General features: G+C 70.4%; 16 protein-coding genes and 1 pseudogene. 9 read left to right on the plus strand and 8 right to left on the minus strand.

The window, feature by feature from the left end:
* The first annotated feature begins 41 nt into the window (after positions 1-41).
* Positions 42-617 carry a TetR/AcrR family transcriptional regulator gene (locus tag E1267_RS25755; protein WP_132335801.1) on the plus strand — a complete coding sequence of 192 codons (576 nt, stop codon included), beginning with the start codon at positions 42-44 and terminating at the stop codon, positions 615-617.
* Here the strand turns inward: E1267_RS25755 and E1267_RS25760 are convergent.
* From E1267_RS25760 to E1267_RS45785, 3 genes are read right to left on the minus strand one after another with little or no spacing between them, the layout of a single operon-like run.
* The gene (locus tag E1267_RS25760) at positions 614-1,279 is read right to left on the minus strand and encodes a response regulator (RefSeq protein ID WP_132335803.1); all 666 of its coding nucleotides are present in this window, start codon (positions 1,277-1,279) and stop codon (positions 614-616) included. The two genes, E1267_RS25755 and E1267_RS25760, sit on opposite strands and share 4 nt — an antisense overlap.
* A complete protein-coding gene (locus E1267_RS48010; protein WP_425465093.1) occupies positions 1,276-1,536 on the minus strand; it encodes a sensor histidine kinase in 261 nt (86 codons plus the stop codon). The genes E1267_RS25760 and E1267_RS48010 overlap by 4 nt, the downstream gene beginning before the upstream one ends.
* A gap of 49 nt (positions 1,537-1,585) precedes the next feature.
* On the minus strand, positions 1,586-2,452 hold the full coding sequence (locus E1267_RS45785; protein WP_165959782.1) for a sensor histidine kinase: 867 nt from the start codon (positions 2,450-2,452) through the stop codon (positions 1,586-1,588).
* Positions 2,453-2,563: 111 nt separating this feature from the next.
* On the opposite strand from E1267_RS45785, the gene E1267_RS25770 reads away from it, so the two are divergent.
* Together E1267_RS25770 and E1267_RS25775 are read left to right on the plus strand one after the other, a co-directional pair.
* Positions 2,564-3,424 carry a S1 family peptidase gene (locus E1267_RS25770; RefSeq protein ID WP_132335805.1) on the plus strand — a complete coding sequence of 287 codons (861 nt, stop codon included), beginning with the start codon at positions 2,564-2,566 and terminating at the stop codon, positions 3,422-3,424.
* Positions 3,421-3,735, plus strand: a complete 315-nt coding sequence (locus E1267_RS25775) for a hypothetical protein (protein ID WP_181957842.1) — start codon at positions 3,421-3,423, stop codon at positions 3,733-3,735. Before E1267_RS25770 ends, E1267_RS25775 begins: the two co-directional genes overlap by 4 nt.
* A 200-nt stretch (positions 3,736-3,935) precedes the next feature.
* Here the strand turns inward: E1267_RS25775 and E1267_RS25780 are convergent, their stop codons facing one another.
* Positions 3,936-4,166: a UBP-type zinc finger domain-containing protein gene (locus E1267_RS25780; RefSeq protein WP_132335807.1), complete on the minus strand. Its 231-nt coding sequence runs from the start codon at positions 4,164-4,166 to the stop codon at positions 3,936-3,938.
* A 473-nt stretch (positions 4,167-4,639) separates the two neighbouring features.
* On the opposite strand from E1267_RS25780, the gene E1267_RS25785 reads away from it, so the two are divergent.
* On the plus strand, positions 4,640-5,050 hold the full coding sequence (locus E1267_RS25785) for an STAS domain-containing protein (protein WP_132335809.1): 411 nt from the start codon (positions 4,640-4,642) through the stop codon (positions 5,048-5,050).
* On the opposite strand, the gene E1267_RS25790 is transcribed toward E1267_RS25785, so the two are convergent.
* Positions 5,007-6,005 carry an acyl-CoA desaturase gene (locus tag E1267_RS25790; protein ID WP_132335811.1) on the minus strand — a complete coding sequence of 333 codons (999 nt, stop codon included), beginning with the start codon at positions 6,003-6,005 and terminating at the stop codon, positions 5,007-5,009. The two genes, E1267_RS25785 and E1267_RS25790, sit on opposite strands and share 44 nt — an antisense overlap.
* Positions 6,006-6,318: 313 nt before the next feature.
* Between E1267_RS25790 and E1267_RS45790 the strand changes: the two genes are divergently transcribed.
* The 3 genes from E1267_RS45790 to E1267_RS25805 all read left to right on the plus strand — a co-directional run bounded on the left by E1267_RS45790 (position 6,319) and on the right by E1267_RS25805 (position 8,119).
* A complete protein-coding gene (locus E1267_RS45790) occupies positions 6,319-6,561 on the plus strand; it encodes a hypothetical protein (protein WP_220449677.1) in 243 nt (80 codons plus the stop codon).
* A gap of 55 nt (positions 6,562-6,616) precedes the next feature.
* Complete coding sequence (locus tag E1267_RS25800; RefSeq protein ID WP_246064257.1) at positions 6,617-7,588, plus strand: LysR family transcriptional regulator; 972 nt, start codon at positions 6,617-6,619, stop codon at positions 7,586-7,588.
* A gap of 252 nt (positions 7,589-7,840) precedes the next feature.
* On the plus strand, positions 7,841-8,119 hold the full coding sequence (locus E1267_RS25805) for a hypothetical protein (protein ID WP_132335815.1): 279 nt from the start codon (positions 7,841-7,843) through the stop codon (positions 8,117-8,119).
* A 39-nt stretch (positions 8,120-8,158) separates the two neighbouring features.
* On the opposite strand, the gene E1267_RS44585 is transcribed toward E1267_RS25805, so the two are convergent.
* A complete protein-coding gene (locus E1267_RS44585; RefSeq protein ID WP_165959783.1) occupies positions 8,159-8,332 on the minus strand; it encodes a hypothetical protein in 174 nt (57 codons plus the stop codon).
* 243 nt (positions 8,333-8,575) lie between these two features.
* Here E1267_RS44585 and E1267_RS25810 point away from each other — a divergent pair, with 243 nt between their 5' ends.
* Together E1267_RS25810 and E1267_RS46610 are read left to right on the plus strand one after the other, a co-directional pair.
* Positions 8,576-9,064, plus strand: coding sequence for a DUF5994 family protein (locus E1267_RS25810; protein ID WP_132335817.1), 489 nt, complete (start codon positions 8,576-8,578; stop codon positions 9,062-9,064).
* Between the two features lie 143 nt (positions 9,065-9,207).
* Positions 9,208-10,188, plus strand: coding sequence for a C-terminal binding protein (locus tag E1267_RS46610; protein WP_132335819.1), 981 nt, complete (start codon positions 9,208-9,210; stop codon positions 10,186-10,188).
* A 68-nt stretch (positions 10,189-10,256) separates the two neighbouring features.
* Here the strand turns inward: E1267_RS46610 and E1267_RS25820 are convergent.
* Together E1267_RS25820 and E1267_RS25825 are read right to left on the minus strand one after the other, a co-directional pair.
* A pseudogene (locus E1267_RS25820) lies at positions 10,257-10,979 on the minus strand (cytochrome c oxidase assembly protein); the annotation flags it as partial.
* Complete coding sequence (locus E1267_RS25825; RefSeq protein WP_132335823.1) at positions 10,976-11,491, minus strand: DUF2243 domain-containing protein; 516 nt, start codon at positions 11,489-11,491, stop codon at positions 10,976-10,978. The gene E1267_RS25825 and the pseudogene E1267_RS25820, both read right to left, overlap by 4 nt.
* Positions 11,492-11,620: the final 129 nt, after the last annotated feature.

Consider the following 11,620-nt stretch of genomic DNA (forward strand, 5'->3'; position numbering starts at 1 on the left):
CTGTTAGACTTCCTGCGACGGCGCAGCACACAGGAGGTCAGGTGTCAGAAGCGCGATCGCGGCTGCTCGGCACCGCGACCCGGCTCTTCTACACGGAAGGGCTCCACTCCGTGGGGATCGACCGGATCGTCGCGGAGGCCAAGGTGACCCGCGCGACGTTGTACCGGCACTTCCCCAGCAAGGACGAGCTCGTCGTCGCCTACCTCCGGGGAGCCGACCAGGCCCTGCGCGACCGGGCCGGCGAAGCCGTCGCCCGCGGCGGACCGGCGGCCGACGTCCTGCGGGCCATCGCCAGGGCGATCGCCGACGACATCACCTCGCCCGGGTTCCGCGGATGCGCCTTCCTCAACGCCGCCGCCGAATATCCGGACCCCGAGCATCCCGTGCACAAGGCCGTGCTCGCCCACCGCGAGTGGTTCCTGAGCACCGTCACCGACCTGCTCGCGCAGACCGGGCAGACGCCGCCCGAGCCCGCCGGCCGGCATTTCGTCATGCTGCGCGACGGCGCGATGGCGGCGGGCTGCCTGGCCGACCCGGTGGAGGTCAGCGAGACGTTCCTCCAGGGAATCGAGGGAATCCTGCGGTTCCGCTCCGGCTCCGCAGAGCAGAACGCCTAGCCGACGGTGACCAGGCCGCTCTCGTAGGCGGCGATCACGAGCTGGGCGCGGTCGCGGGCGTGCAGCTTGGCCAGCAACTGGCCGATGTGGGTCTTCACGGTGGCCATGCTGACGATGAGGCGTTCGGCGATCTCGGTGTTGGACAACCCCTGGCCGATGAGCTTGAGCACCTCGCGTTCGCGCGCCGTGACGCCGTCGAGGGAGCGGTCCGCCCGTTGGCGGGGTTGCGGCTGCCGGGCGAACTCCCCGATGAGACGCCGGGTGACGGAGGGAGCGAGCAGCGCCTCTCCGCCCGCCACGACCCGGATCGCGGAGAGCAGGTCTCCGGGCGGGGTGTCCTTGAGCAGGAACCCGCTGGCGCCCGCGCGCAGCGCTGAGAAGACGTAGGCGTCCAGGTCGAAGGTGGTCAGGATCAGCACCTTCACGCCCGCGGTCGCCGGCGCCCCGCAGATCCGCCGGGTCGCCTCGATCCCGTCGAGCTCGGGCATCCGGATGTCCATCAGCACGACGTCCGGCCGCAGCCCGGCGGCCCGCTCGACGGCCTGCAGCCCGTTCTCGGCCTCGCCGACGACCTCCAGCCCGGGGGTGGTGCCGATCAGCACCCCGAAGCTCGCCCTGAGCAAGTGCTGGTCGTCGGCGATCAGCACCCGGACGCCGCTCACGCGGGCACCCCCTCCAGCGGAAGCCTCGCGTGGACCCGGAACCCACGGCCCGCGAGCGGCCCGGCGGTGAACTCGCCCCCGTAGACGGCGACGCGTTCGCGCATGCCGACCAGCCCGTGACCCGGAGGGTGGCCGGCCGGGGCGCGACGGCCGTCGTCGGTCACTTCGATCTCCATTGCGTCGTCTGTCCTGTCGACCCGCACCACGCAGCGCGCAGGAGCGGCATGCTTGATCACATTGGTCAGGGACTCTTGCACGATGCGGTAAACCGCGACCCCGATCGTAGCCGGGATGCCGTCGAGCCCGTCACCGATCCGCAGGTCGACCTCGGCCCCCGCGGATGTGGCGTGCTGGGCGATCTCGGCCAGCCGGTCGGCGGTCGGCGCGGGCTCCAGCCGCGGCGTCCTGCGGATCCTCGTCGACGGCGCGCAACAGGCCGAGCATGCGCCGCAGCTCCCGAGCGGCCTCGCGGCTGGATGCCTCGATCACGCTCAGGGCCGAGCGGGCCTCGTCGGGCCGCTCCTCGGCGACGTGGAGGGCCACGGACGCCTGCACGGTGATCACGCTCAGGCTGTGCGCGACACCGTCGTGCAGATCGCGCGCGATGCGCAGCCGTTCGTCGGCCAGCACCTGCTGGGCGGTCCGCGCCTCGTGGTCCCTGCGGGCGCGCACCGTGCGCCCCACCATCCACACCGCGACCGGAATGATCATCTCGGTGGCGAGCACGGGCAGCGACCTGCCCCAGTCAGGCCGCGGCTCCTGCGACACGGCGAAGAGCACGGCCGCGGAGATCCCGCCCACGGACAGGGCGAGCGCGGCTACGGCACGGCGGAACGGCTCCGACACGGCCACCGGGTAGATCGCGAAGACGAGGAGCACGTCGGGCACCAGCGCCGCGTGGGGTGCCACCCACCGCATGGCCACGGCCACCATGCTCGTTCCCGCCACGATCGCCACCACGGGAACGGGCCGGCGGCGGCGGACCACCAGCGGCAGCGCCATGAGGACTCCGGCGAGGATCGGCAGCGGCTCCACCCTCGCCTCCGGCGGCATCTCCTCGATGATGGCCATCACGGTGAAGAACGTCAGGAACACGGCGATCGCCAGGTCCGCGAGGGCCAGGAACACGGGCCGCACCCTGAGCAGCAGCGGCGGCCGGAGATCATGGGTCATGGCCGAACGCTAGCCTGTAGGCCCCCGGCGGCGGCTCAGACCACGGTATGAGACCCATGACCAGACCATGCTCCGATGTCGCGGACGGCGGGATCCGCGACCGTTGACGGCATGATCGAACGAAGCGGACTCACCAGTTTCCTCAGCAACCACGGCGACCGGGCCGGGCGTGGCCGGGCGCGGGCCCTGACCATCGCGGGAGCGGTCGGGGGCGCAGCGGTCCTCGCGGCGACCATGGCGTCGCCGGCCAACGCGATCATCGGCGGGCGCGACGCCACGGAAAACTACTCCTTCACCGTGACCCTGCGCGACGGCAAGGACGTGCACTACTGCGGGGGCGTGCTCGTCGCTCCCCAGTGGGTGGCGACGGCGGGGCACTGCTCGCACGTCCCGATCGGCCAGGTCAGCGCCAAGGTCGGCGGCACCCACGTCGAGAAGGGCGGCAGCCTGCGCCACGTCACGAAGATCGTCAGGCATCCCCGCTACACTGCCGACCCCAACGACCTGCGGCACGACATCGCGCTCGTCAAGCTGGACCGGCCGGTCAGGCAGAAGCCGATCAGGATCGCCGGCAGGCCCGGAGCTGCGAGCCAGCCGGTCCGCCTCCTGGGCTGGGGCATGACCTGCGAAGACGGAAACAAGTGCCCGGATCCGCCGGTCACCCTGCAGGAGCTGGACAGCGCGATCGTCTCCGACAAGCGGTGCACGGGCATCGACGCCGCCAGCGACATCTGCTCCGAACACCCCGCCAAGAAAGCCCAGAGCTGCATCCTCGACTCCGGCGGCCCCATGGTGCGCAAGATCGGGGGCCGCTGGGAGCTGGCCGGCATCACCAGCCGCGACGGCAACGAGAAGACCGACCCCAGCTGCGTCGGCCCCGGGGTGTGGACGGACGCCGCGGCCTACAAGGGCTGGATCACGAAGACGGCCGGCATCGCCGTGCCGGTGCCCCGCGAGCAGCGGGGCCGGTGAGGGATCCGCAGGATGCGGCCGTCCAGGAGATCGACGACCAGATCAAGAGATGTCGCGACGAGGACGACGGTGAGGAGGTGACCATCGGCGACCGGACCGGCTATCTGGTCGTCCAGTGGGTGGGCGAGGACGGCGGGAAGGGCACCCCCATGCCCTTCCTCAGGATGGGCGACAGGCAGCGTGCGGAGATCATGTTCAGCCCTGGCCACGCCAAGGAGTTCTCCGGTGCCGAGGCCGTCGGCGCCGAGCTGAGGAAGATCGCGGAGGGGTCTCGCCTCGACCCTATGACTGCCCCCGGGTGGACGCAGTAGCCGCCGTTCTCGTCGCCGTCGTAGTCGTACGACGTCGTGTGATGGTCATCGAAGTCCAGCGACCAGTTCGACCATCGCGGCCGTTCGGGCAGATTTTCACCTGACCGTGTACGACAGCCCGAAGAACCTGCGCAAGCTCGCTCCCGTCGTCGCGGAGAACCTTCGCCGCCATCTCGGCGAGTGACGTCGCGGCCCGCGCCTCACACGGTTCGTTCGTGTACGTAGCACCAGCGCCAGGTCGTCTCCGACGCCAGCGCCGTGACCACCGGATGGTCGGTCTCCCGGTAGTGCTCGCGGGCGTGGGTGCCCGGCGAGTCGTCGGAACAGGCCACCCAACCGCACGTCATGCACGTCAGCAGGCGGGTCCAGGCCAGGCCGAGAGCCAGGCACTCCCTGCACTGCGGTAGTCCCTGTTCGGCTCCCGGCGACATGTCGACATGCCGGCAGCGCGGTGCCTGACCGTTCAGGCCGGCACGCGCGCCCGTGTCCGTGCCACCGGTGTTCGGGGAGATGACGACCCTCCTCAGGGATCAGCCGGCACCGGGTGTGCCTGCCGCTCCCCTTCAGTGGACCCGCTCGGCCTGTCAGCGGAAACAGGCGAACGCAGCATGCCCCATCACCGGCCGCGATCGCCACGTTGAGCGCTCCCCCGGACGGCGGTCATGGGCTCGCGCCGGGGCCTGGCATCAGGACATGGGCATTGTGCAGGGCGAGGCCCCGTCGCCCGCACTGGGTGATCGCCGGTGGTGATAACCCCGGCTCGGATCGGTCCTTGCCGTTCAGGCAAGCGCGTCAGATGATTTGATCACTGCACTCACTGCACCGCTCACACTGACGACCCACACCGTGTTCACGCCGTCTGACCTCCGCGGCCCCCTTTGCATAGTCCCCGTAGGAGATTGGCATGAACGCCACGTACACACCCAGCGCCACCGCACTCGTGATCGACGCCCTGATCGAACAACTCCTGATCGCGCTTTCCCCGGCCGTCGCCACAGGCGGGCTCCTGCGAGTCACCCCGCTCACCGACCGTGCGGGCCTGTGGATCGAGGGTGAGCTCGACCTCGCCACCCTGCCGGCACTGCGACGGGCGCTGGCCTTGATGGCGAGCCGTGGCACCGGCTTCTGCGTCGAGGTGAGCGGCGTGGCGTTCATCGACACCGGTTGCCTGCGCGCCCTGGTCGGCGCTGCCGCCAAATTGCACGACGGCGGCGGTGATCACCAACTGACGCTGAGGTCGCCGCCCCCACAGATGCGCCGTCTGCTCAAGCTCACCGGCTGGGACCAGACGCCCGGTCTCTGCCTGGTGAACTGAACGCGCCATATCTTCGTGCGGCCACGCGCGCCGGCGTCGGCCAGCGTACGTCGCGGGCCCAGCCGAATCTCTCCAGCAGTCGGATCAGCCGGGCCGAGAGGTCGACCTGGCCTGGAAGTACGCCGTGGCGGGCGCAGGTGGGGTCGGCGTGGTGGCCATTGTGCCAGCTCTCGCCGAACGACAGGATGGCCAGCGGCCAGAAATTGGCGGCCCGGTCCCCGGCGTGGGTTCTCAGCGGCCGATCACCGAAGACGTGGCAGATGGAGTTGATCGACCAGGTGACGTGGTGCAGCATCGCGATCCGTACGAGAGCGCCCCAGAAGAATGCGGTCACCGCCCCCTGCCAGGTGCCGGTGGCCAGCAGCCCGATGGCAGGCGGTAGCAACAACGAGGCCGCGACCAGCGGCCCGAACAAGCGGTCCACCCGGCGGATGTCGGCGTCGGCGAGCAGGTCCTTGGCGAAGCGCCGCCGGTTGGTGCGGTCACGCTCGAACATCCATCCGACATGCGCGAACAGCAACCCCTTGGCCAGACCGCGCACATTGTGCCCGTAACGCCAGGGCGAGTGGGGATCGCCGTCACGGTCGGCGAAGGCATGGTGGCGCCGGTGGTCGGCCACCCACTGGATGGCCGAGCCCTGGACGGCGAGGGACCCGGCCACGGCCAGGCAGATTCGCAGCCATCGGCCCGCCTTGAAGGCGCCGTGGGTGAGATAGCGGTGGAAGCCCACTGTGACGCCGAGCCCGGTCAGGACGTAGGAGCCCACCGCGATCGCCACGTCGGTCCAGCTGAGGCCCCATCCCCAGGCCACGGGGATCGCTGAGGCCAGCGCCGCGAACGGCACCAGTACGAACACCCACAAAGCGGCCATCGCCGCGACCGGTTTACGCCCTTCGATGATCGGCGCCGCGCCCACCGGCTCTCCATCGACGACGCCTCTAGCTGTCGAAGCCATGTCGGTTTCCTCCATAGCCATCGCGCAGGGTCCTTGTCCGCGCTGTTCGCCTGCCCGAGTACACGGGTCTCTCACCCGCCCTTGCGGGTGTTTGGGTCGGCCATGGCAATTCGCGTCAAGGGCATTCCGGCCAGCTTGGCTATCGCTGCAGGTGATGCAGGCTAGCTGGGAATGGCTGTTTCCGTACGCCGGCCTTTCACCTTGACTGTGGTGACCAGGCGGCTCGGCTCGCGTGGCTGCCAGTCCTCCCACAGTCCGGGAGCTTCAGGCACCATATGCCCGACGCGATGTGGTGTGCCTTCACCGCTCGGCCGTGGCTGCGCGTGCGCATGAGGCGCGTGGCTCGCGCCTCCCCATGTTGTGCGCCCTGTCGCTGGTGCTGCCGTTCCTGGCCGCGTGGGCGTCCGCAGCCGTGATCGGCCTGTTCGAGCGGCTCGGCTGGGCGAGCAACGTGCACTGGCCCGATCACGAGCGCCTCCAACGCCGCCGCGCCGACCCGCCATCACACGCCCGTACCCCGTCCGGAGGGGGTGGCCGCGCTCCACGAAGCACCTAGATTGGTGTACGACGGTCCGTTCCGGCACCGCCCGAAACAGGGAGGGGTGGTGGGCATGGAGTTGCGGCAGTTGCGCTACTTCGTGACTCTGGCGGAGGAGTTGCACTTCGGCCGGGCTGCTGCCCGCGAGCACATCGTGCAGTCGGCACTGAGCCAGCAGATCCAGCGGCTGGAGCGCGAGGTGGGCGTGCGACTGCTGGACCGCACCACCCATCACGTCGCTCTGACTCCTGCGGGTGCCGCTTTCCTGGTCGAGGCGCGTCAGATCCTCGACCATGTGGGCCGGGCCGGGCAGGCCGCGCGCAACGCCGTCGCCTCGGCTCCCACGCTGCGGGTCGGCATCATCGACGCCGGCTACGACACCATGCCGCAGATCCTTCGCGAACTCCAGAGCAACCACCCCGAGATCACCATCCATCAGGTCGAGGCGGGCACCCCCGAGCAATATCGGCAACTGGTGGGCGGCCGCCTGGACATCGCCATCGCATCCCCGTCCCGGCTCTCGGCCGAGGTGACCTCCGAACTCATCAGGCTCGATCCGCTCGGCGTGCTGGTGCCCGACGACCATCGGTTCGCCGGCCTCGACGACGTACCTGTCGCCGCTCTCGCCGACGAAGTCCTGCTGCTCGGCGAAGAAGCACAGTCACCGGAGCTCAACCGGTTCGTGCTCGCGCTGTGCCGCGAAGCCGGGTACACGCCCACCATCTACGAGGGAACCGTGCAGAGCAGCCGCGCCGCCACCGACCTCGTGCTCCAGCACCGCTGCGTCTACTGCGTCCCCTCCTCCTTCCGCACCTCCAACCGACCGGGCACCATCTGGCGACCCCTGACCGAACCTGCACCGCGCTACCCCTGGTCGTTGCTCTGGTACGACGCCAACGCCTCTCCCCACATCGCCACCCTCCTCGACAACGCCCGGACCTTGGCCCAGCGGCTCGACTGGCTTGATCCGGTCGTCCCGGGGGCCGGGTCGGCCCTCGGCGAAGGCGCTCCGAGCACCCCCTGCCACAATGATGAGGCCCTCTGAGGGACACTCGCACGCCGCGGCAGCCGGTGATCGGTTCTGCAGATGGATCCTTTCCGCATCGCCTGTTTCCGCGCGGCTCACGGGGGTGTCAACTGAAGGTGTACGAATGCGGCCGCCGGCCCCCTGCTTCGACCGGTCAGGAAAGACCGATCCTGTGCAGACCCCGATGCACCGCCAGAGGAGCGCGGCCATGGGCACCATCGTCTGGATCCCGCGAAGTCGCATCACCATGGTCGTGCCGGGCGGTCATCGATGAAAGCGCCCAGCGTCCTCCCGAGCTCACGCCCCGGCCGCCGGGTGGCCATCGCCGGGGCCGTCGCGGTCCTCAGCCTCGGCGCCGTCCTCACCTTCGTCCTGGCCGGCGGGTCGGCAGGCGTGTTCGACCTGCGCATCACGGGCGTCATCCTGATGCTCGCAGGCGCCCTCGGACTGCTGCTGCTCCTGCTGCACGTCAGGTCACGCTGGAGCCAGTCGACGGCCCGCAGCCGCCAGGATGCCATCGACGACCGGCCGCCTCCCGGCAGGCCCTGACCCACCGGGATTCCCGCGGAGCTGACTGTGGCCGGGCGGTCAGCGCCGGAACATGTCCCTGATCTGCCCGCTACGCCGCCGCAGAGTTTTCTCCGGCCTGCCGACCGCGCCTTTCGACTCCAGGTGCTGGTTTCCGGTGGCGCGGCCGAAGTTGAGCATGATCCAGCTCTGGATGGCCCACGTCCTGGACTTGATCTTCCCGGTCAGGCTCACAATGTTTCCCTTCGTCAGCCCTGTGCTTCGATAGTGCTCTTCCGGACGAGGAACGGGAAACAAGCAGTCGCCGACCTGGTTATCACCGCATTTGATAACGGCGATGTGGTTTCTCTCGTGGTCGCACTGCACGAGGTACAATAGAAATACCGAGGACATTTCGTACGTTGGCATTCAGGTTGGCGTCGCCCGCGGCGATAAACCGCACCGGCTTTTGATGAGGGCCCGACAGGCCAGGCAAATATGATGACCACACTCACCGCACCGGCGACCCCCGACACCGCCGCGGCACATTCCGGGGTCAGGCTCAGGCTGAATGCCGTTCTCGACCGCAGAGGCACCGTCGACGGGGCGTGGTGGCCGCGCTCCCGCGACGCCGCCGCCGAACTTCCCTCCCTCATCTCCGCCGTCGACCGGCGGCTCGGCAGGGCCGTCCTGCGGGTGGGCCTGCATCACGACGCGTGGGAGCACATCCCACGCCGCATGACGGCCCGCGGCCGCCCGGTCAGAGTGGGCTGGTTCCGCAGCGCCGACCCGCACCTGGTCACCCTGACCATCGAGGGAAAAGCTCCCATCGTTGTGCTGGTCATCCCACCCGGCACCGCGCACGCCCCGGCCGTGGCGGCGCTCACGCTCGCCGCCGCCGGCACGGTCGGCGTCCGCCCTGCCGACATCCTCCACCCCGCCCGCCCGGTCGAGAACCTTCCCGGACGCGACAGCTCGGCTGTATGAGAGAACGAGGGCGGCCGCGTCACCGGTGCCGAGCCCGCCGCGTCCTGAGCCCGACGGCCGCATGGAGCTTGACCTGGCACATCGAGTGAACGGCCGGGGGCGTTCTGGGAGGCTAGAAAGACCTGGAACGCGAAAAAGGGAACATGTTGCAAACGTTGAAGAGGGTCGTGGTGCTCGATCACCCCGACCCGCGCGGTCTCGATCCCGCGCTCGTCGGCCCGCAGGCGGAACTGATCGACGCCTCCGGGCGGGCCGACGCCCACGAGCTGTGTCACTCGGCCGACGTGGTCCTCGCCGACGCCGCCCCCGTGACCGCCGAGCTGGTGGGCAGGATGCGACGCTGCCGGCTGATCTGCTCGTACGGCGTGGGCGTCGACAACATCGACGTGGCCGCGGCGACGGCGGCCGGGATACACGTCTCGCGGGCGCCGTCCTACTGCGTCGAGGAGCTGGCCGACCACACGCTGGCGCTGATCCTGGCCTCCACCAGGGGCATCGTCCGCTACCACGACCACGTGCGGAGCGGCGGATGGGACCACTGCGGGGCCGGGACGCTCCGCCGTACCCGGGGGCGGGTGCTCGGCCTGCTCGGGCTGGGCCGGGTCGGCAGAGCCGTCGCGGCGCGAGCCGCCGCGTTCGGCTTCCGCGTGCTGGCGACGGTGCCGGTGGCCGACGGCCCGCACGCGGCGTTCGCCGAGCTCGTACCGCTCGAGCGGCTGGTCGCGGAGGCCGACGTGCTCAGCCTGCACGCGCCGCTGACGCCCGACACCCGGCACGTCATCTCCGCGGCCGAACTGGCGGCGATGAAACCGACGGCCTACCTGGTCAACACGGCGAGAGGCGGCCTCGTCGACCAGCCGGCCCTGCTGGCGGCGCTGCGGGACGGCCGGCCGGCGGGCGCGGCACTCGACGTCCTGGCGACCGAGCCGCCGCACGCGCACGAGGAGCTCCTCGCCCTGCCGAACGTGATCGTGACCCCGCACGCGGGCTTCTACTCCGAGGAGTCGCTGGCGGACCTCACCCAGGAGGTGTTCTCGGAAGTCCGTGCCGCTCTGAACGGCGACCGGCCGCGCAACGCGATCAACCAGCCGGCGGTACGAGGTGCGGACCGCGCGGCGGGCTGACCTCGGTCCGCGTAGCCCGACGGGCTCCACCGCGTACGGCGGGCCCTGCGCTGGGGGCGCCAGCCGGCCGCGAGCGTCACGGCCAGCAGCAACTCGGTGATGTCGCCGCCGTAGTACATGATCTCGGCCGCGCCGCGCAGTTGCTCCGCCGGCACGGGCACGTCCACCCCGATTCCGGCGTACATGAGCTGCGACAGCCCGCTGTGCACGGCGATCGCCACCCCGAGCACCACCAACCGCGCCGGCACCGAGGGACGCCCGGGGGCGGGGTCAGGTCCGGCGATCACCCATGCGAACAGGTAGCCCGACAGCAGGAAGTGCACGTGGACCGCCGCGTGCAGCCACTCGTTCGTCATGGTGTGCCGGTAGAGCGGGGTGCAGTACAGAACCACCATGCCGCCCACGCTGAGCACCAGCGCGACGACCGGGTGGGAAAGAGCGCGCATGACTCGTCCGCGCAGCAGGGTGCCCAGGCGGCGGGCACGGGCGGCGGGCAGGGAGCGCAGCAGCAGGGTCATCGGCGCTCCGAGCACCAGGCACAGCGGTGCCAGCATGCCGATGAGCAGGTGCTGCAGCATGTGGCCGCGGAAATCGGTCGCGGCGAGAGCCTGGATCGGCCCGGTCAGGGCGGCGGCCGTCAGCGCGAGGCCCGTGAGGAACGCCGCGCCGCGCCACCGGCTCCACGTCCTCGGCCCCGTGCGCGCCGCCAGCACCAGGTACGCGGCGCCCGCCAGCGTCAGGATCACCGGCAGGTACGCCGCCCCGTGCGCGTGACCGTCGTGGACCGTCACCGCGCCGGCTCGTCATCGCGGCACAGGTCGAGCACCCCGCCGGTACGTTGCAGCGCCCATCCGGCGAGCATGAGCAGCACGCCGAGCAGCAGGAACCCGAGATCCCACCAGAGCTGGTGCGGGCCGGTGCGCACGTGGTGGATGCCGAGCAGATGGTGGTCGATCAGGCCCTCCACCAGGTTGAACGCGCCCCAGCCGAAGAGGATCCACCCCCACAGCGTCCGCGAGCGCCACACCCGCCCGCGCGAGCCGGTGACGCGGGAGTAGAGCAGGCCGAGCCCGATCAGCACGGCCAGCCAGGTGACGGTGTGGAACAACCCGTCCCACACGGTGTTCATCCGCAGGCCCGGCACGGTGTCGACCGGGTAGGGGCGAACGCCGATGCGGTCGGTGCCGGTGCTGCTGAGCATGTGGTGCCACTGCAGGATCTGGTGCAGCAGAATGCCGTCCACGAATCCGCCCAGCCCCACCCCCAGCACCGTGCCGGGCAGCCTGATGCCGCGCGCCGCCATGATCAGGGGTTCTTGCCCATCGTCTGGCGGATGACGTCGCGGACCCGGTCCATCATCGCCATCGGCGTGCCCACCAGAACGTTCTTCGTGGCCGACTCCGTGCCCGGATGCGGATGCGTGGGAGCCATC

Origin of the sequence: Nonomuraea longispora (genome assembly GCF_004348345.1) — a bacterium.
Lineage (GTDB): Bacteria > Actinomycetota > Actinomycetes > Streptosporangiales > Streptosporangiaceae > Nonomuraea > Nonomuraea longispora.